Origin of the sequence: Bacillus cereus group sp. MYBK5-2, from assembly GCF_051915685.1 — a bacterium.
GTDB classification, from domain to species: Bacteria; Bacillota; Bacilli; order Bacillales; family Bacillaceae_G; genus Bacillus_A; species Bacillus_A cereus.
The window spans coordinates 103,316-124,499 of the sequence record NZ_JBQAFE010000001.1; the positions used below are offsets into that span (position 1 = coordinate 103,316).

The window sequence follows — 21,184 nt, forward strand, 5'->3', positions numbered from 1 at the left end:
AAGAAGGTACTACTAAGGATGTAGTACCTTCTCCTTTTATAAAAACTCACACTTTAATACGTGGATGGCTGTATCCATAACTTCGCAAAATTTGCCCAACCAAATGAATCAATTGTTACGTTTTTTAAAGAAGAAGGGTATGTTTTTCTTTTTAAAACGTGATAGTTAAATAAAATGATGTGTTCTGTTTGTAAAAATTCTTCGACCTCATACATGAGCTCGTAGCGTTTTTCTTTATTTTCTTCTAATAAAAAGGTATCAAGTAAACAGTTAATTTGTTTTTCATAGTGTGGGTCCATGAACCGATTTATGAAGCAACTTTTATTTTTAAATACATTTAAGAATGCAAGTTCATGATCGGCAGCAAACACTTCTCCCATGAAAATAATATCGGCATGTTGATCGATAGAACGGTTCATATAATCTGAAACGAGAAAGGGGTGAAGCTCTACTTGTATACCTAAACTTTCACATCGTTCTTTTAGGAAATATGCGTCATTTGCACTATCTTTAAATGCGAAGAAGTAAATATGTATCGTTTCTCCATTATAGGTGCTCTTTTTTAAATACTCTTTCGCTTTTTCTAAAGAGTAAGCTCTTTTAGAAGCTTGGCGACTTCTTTCAGGGAAAAAGCTTGATGCAGCAATTGTTCGTCTACCCTCTATGCTACGAAGTATCGTTTCAACATCATATAGTTCTCTCCAAGCCTTTCGAAAGTAAATATCGTGATGAGGACCAGGTTTTGTAAAGTTGAAGCTAGCATAAATACAACCTATTTCTTCTATTTGTATATCATGCCTTTCATTTTCCTCTTCGTTTGGTAGTTCATAATCAGCATCTATTTGCACATGGTCAGGAATACCCCAAAATTCAATACGGTCTAATAATGCGCGCTCTTTAAAATAATGAGTGAACGCTTCGAGTACGATATTATCTTCAGAGTAATGAGCAAGTTTGAAAGGTCCAGTACCTATATAATGATGATTTTGAATACTCGTATCACGCGGTAAAATTGCGAGCTGCATGGAACTTACATAGTGTAAGAAAAATAAATTTGGTTTTGCTAAATGGAATCGAATTTGCAGTGGTGATGGCGTTTCAATTTGAATAATTTCTTCTGTTAACCATTCGAAAGGAGAGTGAACTTCTTTTAGTCTTTCAAATGAAAATTGTACATCTTTAGAAGTTAAAACTGTTTCGTTATGAAAATATACATCCTTTCGTAAATAAAAAGTCCACGTAAGCCCGTCTTCACTTAATTCCCACGTATGCGCAATGTGTGGTTCCATTTTTTCAGTAACATCGTTATAGACGACTAACGTATCAAAAATTTGACTCGTAAGATGGCTCTCTGTAGTTACAGCCACAAAAGCCGGATCTAATGGGAATATCTTTCTCGATATAGGAATCTTTAATACGTCGTACATATCATTTGAAGGTTCGTATCCAAAATGATGATGTAGTTTATTTTCTATCTTTTTTTGAAGTGCAAGGGGTAGGGGTTCTTTTAAAAGAAGAAAGATATCTTTTAATTTTTCTTGCGCTAACAGTTCATCTGTGTAGCATTCAATCGCTTCTATGAAATTATGTATAAATAGAATTTCTGTTTTATTCCCGCGGCCTCGTCCTGGAGTCCAGCGAATTAATTGTTCCTCGCTCATTTTCTTTAATAAAATCTTTACGTTTTTCGTACTGCAATATAAAACATCAGCTAATTCTTGTAAGCTATTTCGCATATGTTGTTGATCTTGTGCATGTAGTCTTAGTCTAATGTAATAGTCCATAATTTTCATATATACACTTCCTTCTATCTATAAAAGGGGAAACTCTTTAGAATATTCTAACCTTTTTCTTCCTTTTTTTCAAAGTAAAATAAGTAAGCATAAGGAGGGGGAAACAATGGGATTTTGGAGTATGCATCGAAATATAAAAATTAGAATTATAACTTCGTTTTTAACACGTACTGTGTCCACGATGATTTTTCCATTTATGGCGATTTATTTTTCAATAAAGTTAGGTAGTGCGATTGCTGGTGCTTTACTACTCATTAATGTCGTAGCTTCATTAGTAATTGGTTTATACGGTGGATATGTTGGGGATCGGCTTGGGCGTAAAAAGGTTATGATTATCGGTCAAAGTATACAAGTCATTTCCATTGCTTGTATGGGAGTTGCGAATTCGGATTATGTAGATTCACCGTGGTTAACATTTATCTTTATGCTAGTGAATAGTTTAGGATCTGGACTTATGAATCCTGCGACAGAGGCGATGTTAATTGATGTGAGTACACCTGAAAATCGAAAAGTAATGTACAGCATTAATTATTGGGCTATTAATTTATCCATTGCGATTGGAGCAATATTTGGTGGATTACTATTTGAAAACTATAGATTGCAATTGTTTATCGTATTAACTCTTGTTGCGATTATTACTCTATATGTGATGGCTGTGTATATGGAAGAAGTGTATGTAGCACGAAAAACGGTGGAGAAGAAAAATGTATTAAAAGGTATGGCAGATAGTTATAAAGTCGTGATGAAAGATAAAGCATTTTTAATTTTTTGTGCAGCGAGTATATGTACATTGTCTTTAGAGTTTCAAATTAATAATTATTTAGGTGTTCGCTTGCAGAAGGAATTTGAAACGGTGCACTTTTTATTCGGGAATGGTATTACGTTTGATTTAACAGGGATTCGCATGCTGAGCTGGATTTCTGCAGAGAATACAATTTTAGTTGTGTTATGTTCAGCACTTCTTATTAAAATGCTGAAAAGCTTCAACGATTTGAAAATCTTATATGTAGGTTTATTCATTTATACAATTGGATTTACAATACTCGGAACGAGCAATAGCTTATGGATTTTATTAATTGCAGGGCTTTTCCAAACGGTAGGTGAGATGATGTATGTGCCAGTGCGTCAATCTATTATGGCAGATATGGTGCCAAATGAGGCAAGAGGTTCTTATATGGCGATTAACGGAATGGTCTTTCAAGTGGCAAAAATGAACGGGGCATTAGGTGTTATGCTGGGTTCATTTATTGCATCTTGGGGCATGAGTGCTCTGTACTTTATCGTTGGTATGAGCAGTATTTTACTATTTATGAAAGCGATAGGGAAAGAGAAGTATGAGGATGAGAGAAATGTTTCTCAAATTGGATGAAACTATATAAAAGCGAACCAGCTATACTGGGATTCGCTTTTTATATAATTTTTAGAACGGATCAACTTCAGCTAAATTTGGAGTGGTATTCGGCTGTAGCAAAAGATTTTTTAATGTGCCTACTTCAGAAAGCGCTACTAATATGTAGCCACTAATCAGTACAATTAGCCCAATAACGCGTAACGTTTGTAAGCTCACTTCATTATTATTTGTTTCCGTTGGATTTGGGGGCGTTGAAGGTGGATTGTTATTCATAAATAAGGCTCCCATCTTTTGTATTTATATATGTGCGAAATCATTATTTAACTTATGGATAGGAATTATATAGTCATTTTCACTATATGAGAACTGCCTATGAAAAGTGATAAGGAATTTTTGGGCGAGAAAAGGGGGGAATCTAAAAGATTATTAAAACTGAACTTTTGGATTCCCCTCTTTTTATTTATCTTGCTATTTGTGGTGGTCGGATTGCCTGTAAACGACCAGTTGGTGAGGGCTAATTAATCAGTAGGGGATGAATAAAACCCCAATGATTAACTATTTTCATGTAAATAAAGGGAGGTTAGTTATCCTAATATACGCAACGATTCTTCAATAAACGCTGGGATGTCCTCTGGCTGTCTACTTGTTACTAGCTGATTTTGACATACGACAACCTCTTTGTCATGAAAGTTCCCGCCAGCATTTTTCAAATCGACTTCAATAGATTTATATCCAGTGACATCACGTCCTTCAAGTGTTTGTGCAGTGATGAGTAGCTGAGGTCCGTGACAAATAGCGAAAACTGGTTTGTCTGCATCCATAAATGCTTTACTAAAGCGAACAAAACGTTCATCTGCACGAAGTATATCTGGGGAGAACCCGCCTGGTATGAAGAGGGCATCAAAGTTTTCTGGAGAAACATCGTCAATACTTTTATCAATTACGACTTCACTTTTTCCTTGTTTACCGTGTACCGTTTTCCCTTTTTCCATTTCAATAGTTGTTAATTCATATCCCTTTTGTTTAAAAGCTTCTACTGGCTCTGTGTATTCTGTGTCCTCGAAATAATCCGTTATTAAAATAGCAATTTTTTTACTCATTCTAATCCGCTCCTTATATTATCGGTTCCAGAATCTTCCTTGGGCAATGGCTTCTATAAATGATTCAATTGAAGTGTTTGTTAAGTTGTAAACTCCTGCTCCATCCAGTTTAATCTTACTATGGTCCAAAGCATGAGGATTACTAAGGACATGAGCTATCGGTTTAAAATGTTTAAAAGTAGTTTCTGCAAATTCTAAAACAGGGGGTTGAATGACAGACTCACTACTAAACACTAATACTGCATCAAAAAGGGAGGAGTCTGTTGTTGTATAAGTATCAGTTACTTTAATGGAATCATTGAACTGATAAATTTTATTATCTATGATGCTATAGTTAATTCGGTGTTGTACAAAAGCTTGAATCCATTCGGACAGAAGTGAGACGCTTGGGTCACCATTTAATAGAATTGCAACATTTTTGGAATCAGATTTAAAAATAGTATTGGACATACTTAGTGCAGGTGATTTTGCATCTGAATTTACTTCTTGATTTTCCTTAGGTAAAGGAGCTCCAATAATGTTAGCGACTTCTTGTGCTAATTGACGATCGACGTGGTTTAGGAGAGCAATTACATTTGCCTTCACCATGTCTGATTTACACTTCCCAACTTCAAAGCAAAAAGCTTCTTTTATGTGCTGCTTTTCAATAGGGCTCATACTATTGTAGAAAAGTTTAGCCTGAGAATAAAAGTTAAGAAAGCTTTTACTGCGACCTCTAATTTTATGCCCATCAATCTTTTCTTGATAATGTTCATATCCTCCTTGTTCGGCTTGGACGGTTGCAGGTTGATTGTTATTTAATCCATTAGGATGATAGCTTGTTTGACCGCGATGAATCTGCATTTGATGCATACCATCACGTTGATTATTATGAAAAGGACATACGGGCTGATTGATAGGGATTTGATGGAAATTAGGGCCCCCTAAACGAGATAATTGTGTATCTGTATAGGAGAATAATCTTCCTTGCAGAAGAGGGTCATTTGAAAAATCAATACCTGGTACGACATGACCAGGGTGAAAAGCTACCTGCTCTGTTTCAGCAAAGAAGTTATCAACATTTTTGTTCAATGTCATTTTACCAACTAATTTTACGGGAACTTCTTCTTCTGGCCATAATTTCGTTGGATCTAAAATATCAAAATCAAATTTATGTTCATCTTCTTCTGGAATTAATTGTAATCCAAGCTCCCATTCAGGATAATCCCCTTTTTCAATTGCTTCGTATAAATCTTGACGATGAAAATCAGGATTTTTCCCAGCAATCCTTTGAGCTTCATCCCATACTAATGAATGAACCCCGAGGGTAGGTTTCCAGTGAAACTTTACGAAATGGGCTTTTCCTGCTGCGTTAATGAGTCGAAATGTGTGAACTCCAAAACCTTCCATCATTCGTAAACTACGCGGAATAGCTCGGTCGCTCATTTGCCACATGACCATATGAGTGGACTCAGGATTATGCGCAACAAAGTCCCAAAAGGTATCATGAGCGCTAGCTCCTTGAGGAATATCATTATGTGGTTCTGGTTTAACTGCATGGACAAAATCAGGAAATTTAATAGCATCTTGGATAAAGAATACTGGCATATTATTACCCACTAAATCATAGTTTCCTTCATCTGTATAAAATTTTGTGGCGAATCCGCGTACATCTCTTACTGTGTCGTTGGATCCTTTAGAACCTTGAACGGTTGAGAACCGTACAAATACAGGTGTTTTCTTTGAAGGATTAGTAAGAAAATCTGTTTTCGTATATGTTTCTAAAGATTTATAAAGCTGAAAATAACCATGAGCGCCAACCCCGCGTGCATGAACAATCCTTTCGGGAATTCGTTCGTGATCAAAATGGGTCATTTTCTCGCGAAAGTGGAAATCCTCCATTAAGGTTGGGCCTCTTAAGCCCATCTTTAAAGAAAATTCATCTTCAGCTATTATTACCCCTTGATTTGTTGTTAAAGCATGTTTGCATTGATTGTCAGTAACGTGATGCTTCAATTGTTCCGTTTTTTTATTCACAATATAGGCCCCTCCTTTACTCTGTTAATTTAATAGATACCCTTTTTATTAGTATGTAAACATGTATTATGATTTTTGTATGTAAAAATCATAATTAAACCCTAAAACATCAAGGGGAAGAAAGGGAGTTTGTATAGCACTCTATGCTTAAGAAAAACAGGAGTAACATACCTAAAGTTTTTAATTAAGTATGAACGATAGGTTTAACATTAAAAAATAAAAAAGCCAAGGAGAAAATTTATTTGCTCCTTGGCTTTTAAGATAATTCTTTTCGTTAAAATGCGGAAATTCTTTGCTTCGTTTTTGGTACAATAATAAATTTGATCCAGAGTAACCCGACAATCATAATGATAAGGCTATGTAAAAATTGACCTGTAGCAATGAGTATAACAATTGAAAATACAATGAGTTGAATACTTAGCAATATAAAGATTAAGCTAAGAAATTGCTTCATCCTTTCTTCAGTATGGGTTGGATATAATGCTACAATAATATTTCCCGAAAAATATTTCCACAGAGAGCGAAGTTGCATAGAAATCATATATAGGACGATATAAGCGATAGCACCTTTTACGTATATATTTGGTATGAAATATAAGGCGAAAGCACCGATCAATCCTAAGCGAATATATATACCGAAATAATCATTTCCACGTAAAAATGCTAGTGTATGTAAGTAGAAGAAAGTTGCTCGTTTTTTATGTAATAAAGGTTCAATCCAATTTGTAAGCCATTTTCTTTTATTTACTTGTTTATTCAGTTGCGGAACATCTGTGAAAATGCTAGCAAATTGATAAAAACGAACGTTCATTTTTTCTTCTTGCTCGATTATGTAATCCCACGGTATTCGTTTTGTAGGCTGTTTTTTCGTATATAGAAGTAGGAAAGCAAGTAGTAAGAGTAGTCCGCCCAATATGAGAACATTTGCGGAATAAAACAGCATGTAAATGATTAGGGCGTTACAAGTAATACGAATGATTAGCCATATATTTTTTTCGTGACTATCACGCCACATCCAATGTATGTACATGTTCCAGGCTTTCGTAATCATTAACACGATAAAGATTGTACATAAAAAAGGTACCGTTAATTGTAATGATTGCATAGCAAGTGGAACGAGAATAAGGAACGTAAATAACAATGGGAAAAGCTGAATGATGTAATTGTATAGAAGAGATTTTTTGAAATAAGATGTTAATTTCTCTTCTAGTGCTAGTAAATAGACAGCATCAGGTTTTTGAATAAATGTACGGATAGGGCATCTCGTTATAATGAATGTAAGTACAATCGTTATAATTATTAAAGATATTCCTTTAGAAGGAGATGCTTTTAGAAACTGAGCATAATAATATGCACCAACGCATGAAATAAAGATAAAGCTATATAGTAAACCGTTAATCATACGTGCAAAGTATGTAATGATATTTTGAATATGTTGTTGGAAGCGACTGCTCCATAGCGATTCGATTGACATGTTTTTCACCTCTTTGTTCTATTATATATGTTTTACAAAAGAAAAAACGAGCAAATTGCGTTATGCAACTTGCCCGTTTTTCTTTTCGTTATTTTTTTTCTGATCACGATTCATTAATGGATAGAAAGCAAATCCGATTACGAATAAACCAATTCCGAGAAGGAACGTTTTTATATCGGATGCGCCCGTTTTAATAACCCATAGTGCGTAGCAAAGTGCGATAACTGCGACTATGCCATCTGTAATTCTTGCCCGCATTTCATTTTTATATGTTTCACCAGTTGCGACTAGTTTTAACTGGAAGATTGGTGAAACGAGATATGGAATGAGGTAGGCCAGTGTTGATACGGTAATAACGAATGTATAAGCTTCCGCAATGGTTCCTGATAATGTTGAGAATAGGAATACTTGCGACATAATGTTTGTTAATCGTAATGAGTAAATTGGACTTCCTTTTTTATTTGTTTTCGTGAAGAAGGAAGGGAAGAAACCTTCTTTTGCTGCTTGATAAGGTACTTCTGAGCTTAATAAAATCCAGCCTAAGATAGAACCGAACAGGGAAGTAAGAGCAAGTAATGCCATCAGTTTCCCGCCGCCGTGACCCATTGCAGCGTTTAGTGCATCTGCTAATGGACGTTCAGAAGCTTGTAATTTATCAACGTGAAGTACACCCATTGTTAAAATTGTGATTCCTAAGTAGATGGCAACTGTAATAAGTAATCCCGCAACTGTTGCGCGTTTTACCGTTTTTGGAGAAACAGCACGGTTTGATAAAAGAACGGCTGATTCAATTCCGATAAACGCCCAAAGTGTTGTAAGAGCAGCTAAATTCACTTGTGAAAGAAGACCGTGTGATGCCCCTGATTTATCAATCATCGGTGTGTACCATTGTCCAAATTTAGAAGCTTCGAATGCAAATAACGTAACGACGATGAATAAAAGGAATCCAGTTACTTTCGTTGTTGTTGCTAAGAAGTTTAGTTTTCCAGCTCCGCTTACACCGTTTGTTAATATAATATGAGTTCCCCAAAGTAAGATGGAACAAATCGTAAATGTAATTAGTTTTCCGACTTCTACGTTAAACGAACCGATTGAAAATAGTAGTCGCGTATCTTTCATAATTGGGAAGAAGAGTGATAAATATCCCGCAAATGATGTAATGATGGCAACGTTACTTGCCCAGTTTGCAACCCAATATCCCCATACCATACTGAAGCCAGCCATTTTTTTCTTTTTTGGTGTTGAGAATAAAGCATATGCATGACTTTGTGGCCCTGTCGTTAAATCAGGACGACGAATTGCTAAATTACCGAAAACAAGAGCTAGCATTAAAACACCAAACCCTGTAGTTAACCAAGCTAAAGTGACACCGAGTGGGCTTGCTGTTTGTGCCAACGTACTTGGCACCATGAAAATACCAGCGCCAACCATGTTACCGACAACGAAAGCTGTTAGTACCCAAAAGCCCCATTTTTTTTGTTGCATAGAAAATACCTCCAAAGTTAGTATAACCAAGTCAAGCGAGGAGATATGTATGTCTTCCTGAGTCAGGAAGAGAAGTCCCAAACAAAACAAAAAAAGCACGTAATTTGCCGCTACATGCTTTCTATCTTATAAGAAACCCACGACATACCTCTCGATAGCTCTCCACAAACGAAGCGTTTGTGACAGTTCTGCACTTATTAAATGCAGACCCAGCAAGCGTGCATGGTGGACACGACTTACTTCGGCAACCATTCCTTTCTCATTCCTTCATCAATGCCACTACATCTCCTGAAATGATACTCTTAATGATTGCAACCTCTACCTCACCGAGATACGAATGAGGATTTAAATATTAAATTAACGTCTTTAAGAGTAACAAATGTATTTTTATACGTCAATGGATATAGTAATAATCAGATTATAGAGAAGAGTTTGTGATTAAAAGTAAGAGGGATTGTTATGTGATATTTGAATTTTCGTAATATAATACATGTTATTAGCGCTAGATGATTGAAAAGGGGATGAAGTAAATGTCTGTATGTCATAAACATTCAGTAATAGGTGTGCTAGATTCGGGAGTTGGGGGATTAACAGTTGCGAGCGAAATTATAAGACAATTGCCTAAAGAAAGCATTTATTATATTGGTGATAATAAGCGTTGCCCGTATGGGCCAAGAAGTGTAGAGGAGGTGCAATCTTTCGTATTTGAAATGGTTGAGTTCCTCAAACAGTTTCCATTAAAAGCGCTAGTCGTAGCATGTAATACTGCTGCAGCTGCTGCATTGACTGCGCTGCAAGAAGCACTTTCCATTCCAGTTATTGGCGTTATACATCCAGGAGCAAGAGCGGCAATTAAAGTGACAAAGAAAGGAGGAATCGGGGTAATTGGAACTGTAGGTACGATAAAATCTAATATGTATGAAAAAGCATTACACGAGCTGGATACATATTTGGAAGTGCATAGCTATGCTTGCCCGACTTTAGCCACAGTTGTAGAAAATCAATTAGAAGATACAACATATGTCACGCAGCAAGTGAAACAAGCTTTACTTCCATTAACGAAAGAAGATATAGATACGTTAATTCTTGGATGTACGCATTATCCACTTTTAGAGTCCTATATAAAAAAGGAACTAGGAGAAGATATAACGATTATTAGTTCTGCAGAAGAAACGGCGATAGAGTTAAGCACCATTTTACAGCACAAAGGAATTTTGTCTGACAATCTGAATCCGAAACATCGTTTTTTTACAACGGGATCTGTTTTATCATTTGAACATATTGCTGAGCGATGGCTAGGGTATCAAATTTCTGTAGAATGTGTACATTTGCCTATGAAAAATGCGTGTATGCATAATTAAGATTTAGTAAATTACGTTTTTAAATAAATCAGGTTCGTTTCATAAGAAGGAAAGAATAAGCTTTTAATTGAAATGATTAAGGTCATTTTAATTAAAGGAGAGGTTTGGTTATGGAATTATCAAGATCTCAATTATTTGCTTTAGAGTATATTTCAAAATATGCAGAGAACGAAAAACGTGAGGCTAAAGCAACGATTAATCATATACTTAAAATGTCAAATATTACAGATGAAATATTTGAAGAGGCTGTCGCTAATTTAAAATCTCACGCAAGGATTGCTTTACACTTTCATCCAGACAGACTAGATTCGAGTAAGAAAAGTGTTGCTGAAGCACTATTTGAGCAAGGAGTATATAAAAGTCAGTTTGAAACATTGCTATCTAATGGAAGCGTATCTGCGTATCCTGGTGGTGAACGTGACCTTTGGGAAAAGAGAATATTTGGAGGGGCATATCAATTAGAAGGCGTAACGAATGAGCAACGTCCAAAATACGGAGCGTTAAATTTAATGTTACATCCAGATGGGCCGGCTCCGCGTTTTGGTTCCTGTTATTTTCTCTTATCTCCAAAAGTTTCTTCGCGTTCTACATATACATATTTAGATTCGCATCAAGATCCGAAAGAAAAGGGGACTTATGAGGAGTTTGATATGATTTTAGCTGCTCTTTTGGAAGAGACATTCGTAAGAGATTTTGCAATTGGTGAAGGAAATTTGACTCCAACAATATTAATTAATCATTTACTGGCTAATCTGAAAAGGCCGTTTATAGATGTAGTAAGCAAAGAGCCAGCCCGTAATCTTAATCATTATATTGAAGCGCAGATTCATGGAGAGATTTCTCTAAAAGAAGACGTGGAAGCGCTTGTTGCAGATCCTTCATTTAAGGGTACGGATGTAGGAAACGTTTTAGAAGAAATTTGCCTGAAGTATGCTATTGATTTGTATTGGCACATCGGTTTTGTACTTGCGGTAGACGAAGTTCCGATGGATTTTAGAGGTTCAAAAATGCCATCTTTAGCAAGGCGTATTGCACGGAATCATTGTATTGATGCAAATATAATTGGCTCTGCTGTAGTGGATTTGAAGTGCAATCCATTATCTTGGAGTGATCGTGGAACTTATGAAGAAGTGCTTCAGGAATTAAAATTATTATGGCATGTTTTAGTTCGATTTGGAAAACCAAATCAGAAGTAGAATGAAATACTCCGTTTTTCGGAAGTATTTATATAGAAAAGAAGCTGATCTATAAATAGATCAGCTTCTTTTTATAAGATTAAACTAAGTTTAATACAGTTACTTTTTCACGTGTCATAGACTCAAGGCTCTTACGAATACCTTGTGCGCCCATACCTGAACCTTTTACACCGATGAATGGGAAGTGGTCAGGGCCGCGCTCTGTGCGTCCGTTAATTTGAACAGAACCAGTTTCGATTTTGTTAGCAATTGCAAATGCTTTGTTAATGTCTTTAGTGAAGACACTTGCTTGCAGACCGAACTCTGATTTGTTAGCAATTTCAATTGCTTGTTCATCTGAAGAAACACGGATGATTGGAAGGATTGGGCCGAATGGCTCTTCCCAAGCAACTTTCATCTCTTCTGTTACGTGATCGATTAATGTTGGGTAAATTAAGTTACGCTCACGTTTGTTACCGATAACGATTGCAGCACCTTTTTCTACAGCGTCGTCAACTAAACCTTGAACGAAGTCAGCAGACTTGTCGTCGATTAATGGAACGATTGTGCTGTCTTGTTCTGGAGATCCAACTGATAGTTCAGCTACTTGCGCTTTTAATAAGCTAACAAGCTCGTCCGCTACGTTTTCGTGTACAAGTACACGTTTAATAGCTGTACAACGTTGACCAGAGTAAGAGAATGCACCGCTTACGATATGGTTTGCAGCATCTTGCAAGTCAGCATCTTCACGAACGATACCAGGATCTTTACCACCAAGTTCTAATACAAGTGGAATCATTGAAGCTTTTTTCGCTAAATGTTTACCTGTGTTTGTACCACCTGTGAACGATACCATATTGATGCCTTCGTGTTCTACTAAGTAGTCACCAATTACAGAACCGCGTCCTGTAGCTACGTTTACAAGACCTTTTGGAAGGCCAGCTTTATGAAGTGCTTCAACCATTTTAATACCACTAATTGCACCTTGAGTTGCTGGTTTGAAAATAACAGCGTTACCCATAATTAATGCTGGTGCAAGTTTTGCAGCAGATAAGTTTACTGGGTAGTTAAATGGTGCGATTGCTAATACAACACCAAGTGGTGCGCGTTGGATAATCGCAAGCTTAGATTTTGTACCGCCCGGGAAGCTATCGCCCATCATGCTTTCTCCGTGCATATGTAAAGCTTCTTCGATCGTGTAACGAATAAAGTCAGCTGTACGAACAACTTCTTTCTTCGCATCTTTATATCCTTTACCGACTTCTTTCATAATGATATCGGCAATTTCATCCTGCATATTTACGAGCTCATCAGCCCATTTATATAAGTATTTTGCGCGATCCTGTAGGGAAGCTTCGGCCCATGATTTTTGAGCTTCTTTTGCAGATGCAATTGCTTCATCTACTTCTCCGCGAGTAATTGCTTGTACTTGTCCAATTACTTCGTGTAAGTATGGAGATGGAATTTCGATTGTTTCTCCTGAAGAGCTTTCTCTCCATTCTCCGTTTAAATAAAATTTGTACGTATTGCTAGTTGTCATGATTAGTCCTCCTAAAATAGCAACTTGTAAGAGTGAGTATAAGGTGATTGTAGGGGGTTTGATAACATTTTTCAAATGAAATGTTTGTGAAAACGATTTCTTATTCTTTTTTTATTTTGTATGCCCTTTCTTATGGAATATTCCCTTATTTCAAATTAATTTATCGTATCATGCATCCTTATCATTTTTTATGATTGTCGTGTATTTTATATTATTTGTAAAAAAATAATTGACAGAATACTCAATAAAGTTGTAAGATTATAAATGGAAAATAAATGAAAGGGGTGTGCGTAATGATTGTAATCGTAAATGTAATGGGCTTAGCTCTGTTAAATGGCAGAAAACATTCATATCATTACGCAACCCGTACGGATATATAGGGCATCTTTGTCTTATAAAAAGCGTACGTTGCGTATATCGTAACGTACGCTTTTATGCATTCCTGTGCATATCGTCAAGCGGCGGTATGCTTTTTTTTGTTTATTTTCCCTTGTTTAGTTCCGATAAAAAACTTTGGAAGGTGGAAAAATGTGATGAGATTGTATGGGTTACGAAATGTAAATGTGATAGGTCTGGATAGTGGATAAAGAAATGAGAGGTAAACGAGAACGAGAAGGGAGAGGTTACATTGTTATCAGTATTACTAAAGCTAAAATGGTTTTTTAGGGAGCACTGGAAGAGATATAGTATTGCCATTGGAGCTCTTTTAATTGTGAATATAGTTGAAGTGATTCCCCCGAAAGTGTTAGGGGTTACGATAGATAACATAAAAACAGGAACGTTATCGAACGAAGCTATTATACAGTCTATTCTTATTTTAATAGGGGTTACGATCGTTGGATATGGCCTCACTTTCGTATGGCAACATCAATTGTTTGGCGGTGCATTCGTACTTGAGAAAACGATGCGCTCTAAATTTATGGGGCATTTACTTAAGATGACGCCGACTTTTTATCAAAAAAATCGTACTGGTGATTTAATGGCGAGAGCGACAAATGATTTGAAAGCAATCGCTATGACAGCTGGTTTTGGTATATTAACGCTTGTGGATTCTAGTTTATATATGCTTACGATTGTCTTTATGATGGGATTTACAATTAGTTGGGAGCTTACATTTGCAGCGCTTATTCCGCTTCCAATTATGGCGTATGCGATGAATATATATGGAAAGAAATTGCATGAAAGATTTACCGTTGCGCAAGATGCGTTTGGTGATATGAACGATAAAGTGCTTGAATCAATCGCTGGTGTGCGTGTTATTCGTGCATATGTACAAGAGAATGCAGACGAGGAAAGATTTCATCATTTAGGAGATGACGTCTACGAAAAAAATATGAAGGTAGCAAAGATTGATGCATTATTCCAACCAACTGTGAAAATGCTTGTCGGTCTTAGTTATTTAATCGGCTTAGTGTACGGTGCATACCTTGTGTTCCAGTCAAAGGTGACGCTTGGTGAACTCGTTTCTTTTAACGTGTATTTAGGGATGATGATTTGGCCGATGTTTGCAATTGGTGAATTAATTAATGTTATGCAAAGAGGAAATGCTTCGCTTGACCGTGTGAATGAAACGTTAGCGTATGAGCCAGATGTAAAGAATCCGAAACATCCAAAGCTTGTGCAAGAGCCGGATTATATTCAGTTTGATGATGTGTCTTTCTCATATCCTTCATCAACTGAAGAAAATTTAAAAAAGGTTTCTTTCACATTAAAGCAAGGAGAAACGCTAGGGGTTGTCGGAAAAACAGGAAGCGGGAAAACAACGCTTGTACGTCAGCTTCTTCGCCAATATCCGCTTGGAGATGGAGATATTGCAGTTTCTGATGTGACATTAGATAAAATGACGAATGAAAATGTACTCGGCTGGATTGGTTATGTACCGCAGGAGCATATTTTGTTCTCAAAAACAGCGCGAGAAAATATTTTATTCGGAAATAGGGAAGCGACTGAAGAAGAATTAGAGAAAGCAATTGAAATTGCTGCGTTTAAAAAGGATTTAGAGTTTTTACCAGAAGGGTTAGAAACGCTCGTTGGAGAGAAAGGTGTTTCTTTATCAGGAGGGCAAAAACAAAGGATCTCGATTGCACGAGCTGTTATTCAAAATCCAGAAATTTTAATTTTGGATGATTCTTTATCAGCTGTAGATGCTCGTACGGAAGCAGCGATTATTGAAAATATAAGAACGGAAAGAAGTGGAAAGACGACGATTATTACGACGCATCGTTTATCTGCAGTGCAACATGCGGATTGGATTCTCGTTATGGATGAAGGCGCAGTTATAGAAGAAGGTACGCATGCTCAGCTTATCCAGAGCGGAGGCTGGTATGCTGAACAGTTTGAAAGACAACAAGGTGAAAGTGAAAGTGAAAGTGCGGATAGTGGGGTGAAAATATGAGCGTTTCAAAACGGTTGTTTCAATACGCGATGAAAGTGAAAGGGACGATTTTTGCTGCGATGTTAATGTTATTTATTTTCGTCATCGCAGAGCTTGCTGGTCCTTTCGTTGCTAAAACGATGATTGATGATCATATCGTCGGGATAGAGAAACCTTGGTATGAAACAGAAAAGAGTGAAGAAGCTGTTTCGTATAATGGCGCTTTTTATAAGCGAAGTGATCGCTTTGAACAAGGCGAGACAAAAGGTAAAGAAGTACGTGTGATGCAAGTCGGTTTTCAATATTATTTTGTACCGAATAAAGTAAATGCGGAAGGGTCACGGACTGTAAAAGGGGATATGATTACCGTTCAAAATGGTAAGGCGGTGCAAGTTTATAAAGCGAAAGCATTAACAAAGGAAGAAGTATTTGCATTTTATAAGCCAGAAATAAACCGTCTATTATTACTTGGTGGTGGCTATTTCGCTTTATTAGTAGTCGTGTCATTATTTGCATACGGAAAGCAGTTCTTCTTGCAAAAGGCAGCGAACAAAATTATTCAAATTATGAGGGAAGATGTTTTTTCTCATATTCAAACGTTGCCAATTCGGTACTTTGATCATTTACCGGCGGGGAAAATTGTTTCGCGTGTGACGAATGATACAGAGGCCATTCGTGATTTATATGTAACGGTGCTGGCAACATTCGTTTCTAGTATCATCTATATTATTGGGATATTCGCTGCGTTATTTTTATTAGATGTGAAGCTCGCTTCATTATGTTTATTAATTATCCCAATTTTAATTGTTTGGGCGATTCTTTATAGAAAATACGCGTCTGTATACAATCATAAAATGCGCTCTCGTTTATCTGATATTAACGGAACAGTGAATGAATCCATTCAAGGGATGCCAATTATTCAAGCGTTCCGTCAAGAGCGTGAAACGAAAAAAGAATTTGAAGAATTAAATGGCGATTATTTTAAGTATCAAAATAAAATTTTAAATTTAAATGCAGCAACTTCGCATAACTTAGTAGCCGTATTAAGAAATATCGCTTTCACAGGAGTAATTTGGTATTTCGGCGGTGCGTCATTAAGTGCTACAGGTATTATTTCACTTGGGGTACTGTATGCGTTCGTCGATTATTTAACACGATTATTCTCGCCAATTACGAATATGGTGAACCAGCTTGCAAACTTAGAGCAAGCGCGCGTTGCATCAGAACGTGTCTTTGAATTGTTAGAGGAAAAAGGGGAAACGGTAGAAGAAGAACGTATGCCTCGTTTAAAAGGAAATGTAAAATTTGATAATGTATCATTTTCTTATAATGGAAAAGATGAAGTGTTAAAAAATATTTCTTTTGAAGCGAAACAAGGCGAGACAGTGGCACTTGTCGGTCATACTGGATCAGGAAAAAGTTCTATCATGAATGTACTCTTTCAATTTTATGAGTTTGAAAAAGGAAAGCTTACGATTGATGGTCACGATGTAAAAGAGATGCCGAAACAAGCAACTCGTGAGCATATGGGAATCGTACTGCAAGACCCGTTTCTTTTTAGCGGGACGGTCGCTTCCAATGTAAGCTTAGAAAATGAAAAAATTTCAAAAGAGCGCATTGTAAAGGCGTTACGTGATGTTGGTGCTGAAAGATTTGCGAACAATATAAATGAAGAAATTACAGAAAAGGGAAGTACGCTTTCCACTGGAGAACGTCAGCTTATTTCGTTTGCTAGGGCGCTCGCTTTTGATCCAGCTATTTTAATTTTAGATGAAGCAACGTCTAGTATTGATACAGAAACAGAGGCGATGATTCAACAAGCACTAGAAGTTGTAAAAAAAGGAAGAACGACATTTATTATCGCTCACCGCCTTTCAACGATTAAAAGCGCAGATCAAATTATTGTGCTCGATAGAGGAACCATTTTAGAAAAAGGCTCTCATGATGAACTCATGAAAAAGCGCGGGCGTTATTACGATATGTATAAAACGCAAATGGAAGGCAATCAGAGTGCTTAATATGCATGGAGGAGAACTTGTGATTTTCACAAGTTCTTTTTTATTGATGAACATGTCGACTCTTTAGCGAATTACGACAGTTAAATAAGAAGTATTGTTTTACCTTTTTCTCCATAAATGCTATATTAAAAAATGTTACTTATTTTTTGTATGTAGCGTTATTTTTCCCTTTTGTTTGATTATGAAGAAAAAGGATAAACTAAATAAGAACATTTTCATTGAAAAATTGTTCAAGATTGCATACAATCAATATAGTTTTTAAATTCCTATCAGAATACTTGGAGGATTACTATCATGAAGAAATTATTTTCAGTGCTTGCAGTAACTACATTAGCGATCGGGATTGTAGCCGGCTGCGGTAAAGAAGAGAAAAAAGATACAGCTAGTCAAGACGCGTTACAAAAGATTAAACAAAGCGGTGAACTTGTAATTGGTACAGAAGGTACATATCCACCATTTACGTTCCACGATTCAAGCAATAAATTAACTGGATTCGATGTTGAATTAGCAGAAGAAGTTGCAAAACGTTTAGGTGTAAAACCTGTATTTAAAGAAACACAATGGGATAGCTTACTTGCTGGCCTAGATGCAAAACGTTTCGATATGGTTGCAAACGAAGTTGGTATTCGTGAAGATCGTCAAAAGAAATACGATTTCTCTAAACCATATATTTCATCTTCAGCGGCATTAGTTATCGCAAAAGATAAAGATAAGCCTGCTACATTTGCTGATGTAAAAGGGTTAAAAGGAGCACAATCTTTAACGAGTAACTATGCAGATATTGCTAAGAAAAACGGTGCGGAAATTATTGGTGTAGAAGGATTTAGCCAAGCGGCAGAATTATTAGCTTCAGGACGCGTTGATTTTACAATTAATGATAAGTTATCAGCATTAAATTATTTAGAAACGAAAAAAGATGCAAAAATTAAAATTGTAGATACAGAAAAAGAAGCTTCAGAAAGTGGATTCTTATTCCGTAAAGGTAGCGATAAGCTTGTACAAGAAGTAGATAAAGCGTTAGAAGATATGAAAAAAGACGGTACGTATGACAAAATAACGAAAAAATGGTTCGGTGAAAATGTATCTAAGTAGTGCATTAGTTTCAGATCGATTGTCTACTTGGATAGATATTATGCAGACTTCCTTCATGCCTATGCTGAAGGAAGCTGTTTTTACAACAATTCCATTAACGCTTATTACATTTATTATCGGTCTTATACTTGCGACGTTAACAGCGCTCGCACGTATTTCAGGTAGTCGTATTTTACAATGGATTGCTCGTATCTATGTATCTATCATTCGCGGAACGCCACTTCTTGTACAGTTATTTATTATTTTCTATGGTCTTCCAACTCTTAATATTGAAGTTGAGCCATATACAGCAGCAGTTGTTGGATTTTCATTAAATGTCGGTGCATATGCATCTGAAATTATTCGTGCTTCTATCCTTTCCATTCCGAAAGGGCAGTGGGAAGCAGCTTATACAATTGGGATGACATATCCACAAGCATTAAAACGTGTTATTTTACCACAAGCAACGCGCGTATCAATCCCGCCGCTTTCGAATACATTTATTAGCTTAGTGAAGGATACTTCATTAGCATCGTTAATTTTAGTAACAGAAATGTTCCGAAAAGCGCAGGAAATTGCGGCGATGAACTACGAGTTTTTAATTGTTTATTTTGAAGCAGGTCTTATTTATTGGGTTATTTGTTTCTTGTTATCAATCGTACAACAGATGTTAGAAAAGCGTTCAGAACGCTACACATTAAAATAATCCTTTTACAAAAGGAGTTTTTGTTTTTATGATTTCAATTCAGCACTTACAAAAAAGTTTCGGAGATAATACCGTACTAAAGCATATAGATTTAACAGTTGAGAAGGGCGAGGTTGTTGTTATTATTGGGCCGTCTGGATCTGGTAAAACGACATTCTTACGTTGTCTCAATGTATTAGAAACGCCAAACGCTGGTAATATTCGTATCGGTAATAAAGAGCTTAACTTCTCTCAAAAAGTAACGAAGAAAGATATTGTTAATCTTCGTACGCAAACAGGTATGGTATTCCAGCACCATAATTTATTCCCGCATTTAACAGCACTTCAAAATGTAATGGAAGGGCTCGTTACAGTGAAAAAAATGGGGAAAGAAGAAGCGAAGAAAAAAGCAAACTATTTCCTTGAAAAAGTTGGTTTAGCAGATAAAGTGGATTTGTATCCGTTCCAATTATCAGGTGGACAACAACAGCGCGTTGGAATTGCGCGCGCGCTTGCGATGGAGCCGGAAGTGTTACTATTTGATGAGCCGACGTCAGCGCTTGATCCTGAACTCGTTCAAGAAGTTCTGAAAGTAATGAAAGAACTTGCTAAAGAGGGCATGACGATGGTTATTGTAACGCACGAAATGCGTTTTGCACATCAAATTGCGAACCGTGTTATTTTCATGGATGGTGGTGTCGTTGTCGAACAAGGTACACCAGAAGAAGTATTTACAAATCCAAAAGAAGAACGCACGAAGAAGTTTTTACAAATGTTGCAATAAATTAAGGAAGGTCTCAAGGCATATGCCTTGAGACCTTTTTGCCATATATATTTATTTGTGGAATCCGCCAAGGCTTTGCTCAGCCATTGCAACTAGACGTTTTGTGATTTCTCCACCAACTGAACCGTTAGCGCGAGCCGTAGAATCTGCTCCTAATTGTACACCAAATTCTTGAGCGATTTCGTACTTCATTTGATCGATTGCAGCTGTTGCACCTGGTACTACTAATTGATTTGAAGAATTTTGGTTTGCCATAGGAATATATCCTCCTTAGAGTTATAAAAGTTTTTTTGGTTGGACTAGCTGGAGTTGAACCAGATTATCGCCCCGGTTGGCGCTAATCCATCGGTAATTAAGTTTGTACTCATAGTATGGATGTTACCTAGAAAGATATACAAAATAATAATTTGTAAATTTTGTCAAAAAAACGTATTGATTTCGTAAATTATGAAATAAGAGTAATCGTTGTATTTTTAAGAAAACAGGCCAAACTAAGGAGGATATTAAATATAATTTTTTCATTGTAGCCTGCTACTTGTAGGCTAATTATCAGCTTCTTATTTATGATTTATTGAAATGAAATCGGTAGCAACTTCATAGTTCTATTTTTAAGTAGGGATGGAGTGACCGCTCCTATGGCTGGATAGGTTGCTCTCTTCAATCTAAAAAAGAGAGGCTTTAAACGATAACGTATGGAGGAATCATGATGGGGATTTGCCCGCTTTGCAACGCATTAGAATCACAAACATATTCTTGTCAAAATTGCCAAAGTATACTCCAAGATTATGGGAAGTCTGTAGATTATATAGACGATTATAGTGCCTATATGGATCAAGAATTATTAAGTGCAGTAGATGGTTTAACGCATAATAATTCAAATGAATATTGCAATCATATTTTTTATTGCGGAGTATGTAACGTGGAAACTGAGGTTGTAGTAAAACTTGTGTAAATAGA

At 36.4% G+C, this 21,184-nt stretch carries 17 protein-coding genes and 1 riboswitch; of the genes, 9 read left to right on the forward strand and 8 right to left on the reverse strand.

Annotated features, from left to right (window positions below; genetic code table 11):
* Positions 1–53 precede the first annotated feature (53 nt).
* On the reverse strand, positions 54–1,793 hold the full coding sequence (locus tag ACTFP3_RS00705; RefSeq protein WP_440009056.1) for an ABC transporter substrate-binding protein: 1,740 nt from the start codon (positions 1,791–1,793) through the stop codon (positions 54–56).
* 106 nt (positions 1,794–1,899) lie between these two features.
* Here ACTFP3_RS00705 and ACTFP3_RS00710 point away from each other — a divergent pair, with 106 nt between their 5' ends.
* Entirely contained in the window at positions 1,900–3,162 is a 1,263-nt protein-coding gene (locus ACTFP3_RS00710) for an MDR family MFS transporter (protein ID WP_290102167.1), read from the forward strand.
* A gap of 51 nt (positions 3,163–3,213) precedes the next feature.
* Here ACTFP3_RS00710 and ACTFP3_RS00715 read toward each other — a convergent pair whose 3' ends face one another.
* The 5 genes from ACTFP3_RS00715 to ACTFP3_RS00735 form a co-directional block, all read right to left on the reverse strand.
* Positions 3,214–3,417 (reverse strand): hypothetical protein, encoded by a 204-nt coding sequence (locus tag ACTFP3_RS00715; RefSeq protein ID WP_001063863.1) that lies wholly within the window; start codon positions 3,415–3,417, stop codon positions 3,214–3,216.
* A 311-nt stretch (positions 3,418–3,728) separates the two neighbouring features.
* Entirely contained in the window at positions 3,729–4,244 is a 516-nt protein-coding gene (locus ACTFP3_RS00720) for a type 1 glutamine amidotransferase domain-containing protein (RefSeq protein WP_326035722.1), read from the reverse strand.
* Between the two features lie 18 nt (positions 4,245–4,262).
* Positions 4,263–6,260: a catalase gene (locus ACTFP3_RS00725; RefSeq protein WP_440009059.1), complete on the reverse strand. Its 1,998-nt coding sequence runs from the start codon at positions 6,258–6,260 to the stop codon at positions 4,263–4,265.
* 274 nt (positions 6,261–6,534) lie between these two features.
* Positions 6,535–7,734, reverse strand: a complete 1,200-nt coding sequence (locus ACTFP3_RS00730) for an ABC transporter permease (protein ID WP_086411390.1) — start codon at positions 7,732–7,734, stop codon at positions 6,535–6,537.
* A 60-nt stretch (positions 7,735–7,794) separates the two neighbouring features.
* On the reverse strand, positions 7,795–9,219 hold the full coding sequence (locus ACTFP3_RS00735) for an amino acid permease (protein ID WP_001186301.1): 1,425 nt from the start codon (positions 9,217–9,219) through the stop codon (positions 7,795–7,797).
* A gap of 147 nt (positions 9,220–9,366) precedes the next feature.
* Positions 9,367–9,548: riboswitch (Lysine riboswitch) on the reverse strand.
* Positions 9,549–9,749: 201 nt separating this feature from the next.
* Between ACTFP3_RS00735 and racE the strand changes: the two genes are divergently transcribed.
* Positions 9,750–10,580 (forward strand): glutamate racemase, encoded by an 831-nt coding sequence (racE, locus tag ACTFP3_RS00740; protein WP_098770727.1) that lies wholly within the window; start codon positions 9,750–9,752, stop codon positions 10,578–10,580.
* A 110-nt stretch (positions 10,581–10,690) separates the two neighbouring features.
* On the forward strand, positions 10,691–11,776 hold the full coding sequence (locus ACTFP3_RS00745) for a DUF3626 domain-containing protein (RefSeq protein WP_324655600.1): 1,086 nt from the start codon (positions 10,691–10,693) through the stop codon (positions 11,774–11,776).
* 79 nt (positions 11,777–11,855) lie between these two features.
* Here ACTFP3_RS00745 and gapN read toward each other — a convergent pair whose 3' ends face one another.
* Positions 11,856–13,295, reverse strand: a complete 1,440-nt coding sequence (gapN, locus tag ACTFP3_RS00750) for an NADP-dependent glyceraldehyde-3-phosphate dehydrogenase (protein ID WP_086411387.1) — start codon at positions 13,293–13,295, stop codon at positions 11,856–11,858.
* 628 nt (positions 13,296–13,923) lie between these two features.
* On the opposite strand from gapN, the gene ACTFP3_RS00755 reads away from it, so the two are divergent.
* From ACTFP3_RS00755 to ACTFP3_RS00775, 5 genes are all read left to right on the forward strand, one after another.
* The gene (locus tag ACTFP3_RS00755; protein WP_098213060.1) at positions 13,924–15,690 is read left to right on the forward strand and encodes an ABC transporter ATP-binding protein; all 1,767 of its coding nucleotides are present in this window, start codon (positions 13,924–13,926) and stop codon (positions 15,688–15,690) included.
* A complete protein-coding gene (locus ACTFP3_RS00760) occupies positions 15,687–17,687 on the forward strand; it encodes an ABC transporter ATP-binding protein (RefSeq protein WP_326035720.1) in 2,001 nt (666 codons plus the stop codon). The genes ACTFP3_RS00755 and ACTFP3_RS00760 overlap by 4 nt, the downstream gene beginning before the upstream one ends.
* A gap of 294 nt (positions 17,688–17,981) precedes the next feature.
* A complete protein-coding gene (locus tag ACTFP3_RS00765) occupies positions 17,982–18,779 on the forward strand; it encodes an amino acid ABC transporter substrate-binding protein (RefSeq protein WP_440009063.1) in 798 nt (265 codons plus the stop codon).
* Positions 18,766–19,464, forward strand: a complete 699-nt coding sequence (locus ACTFP3_RS00770) for an amino acid ABC transporter permease (protein ID WP_000281501.1) — start codon at positions 18,766–18,768, stop codon at positions 19,462–19,464. Before ACTFP3_RS00765 ends, ACTFP3_RS00770 begins: the two co-directional genes overlap by 14 nt.
* Before the next feature lie 28 nt (positions 19,465–19,492).
* Positions 19,493–20,227, forward strand: a complete 735-nt coding sequence (locus tag ACTFP3_RS00775) for an amino acid ABC transporter ATP-binding protein (protein ID WP_000623610.1) — start codon at positions 19,493–19,495, stop codon at positions 20,225–20,227.
* A gap of 51 nt (positions 20,228–20,278) precedes the next feature.
* Here the strand turns inward: ACTFP3_RS00775 and sasP are convergent, their stop codons facing one another.
* Positions 20,279–20,482, reverse strand: a complete 204-nt coding sequence (gene sasP / locus ACTFP3_RS00780; protein ID WP_000013338.1) for a small acid-soluble spore protein, SasP family — start codon at positions 20,480–20,482, stop codon at positions 20,279–20,281.
* A gap of 451 nt (positions 20,483–20,933) precedes the next feature.
* On the opposite strand from sasP, the gene ACTFP3_RS00785 reads away from it, so the two are divergent.
* A complete protein-coding gene (locus tag ACTFP3_RS00785) occupies positions 20,934–21,179 on the forward strand; it encodes a hypothetical protein (protein ID WP_000510474.1) in 246 nt (81 codons plus the stop codon).
* Positions 21,180–21,184: the final 5 nt, after the last annotated feature.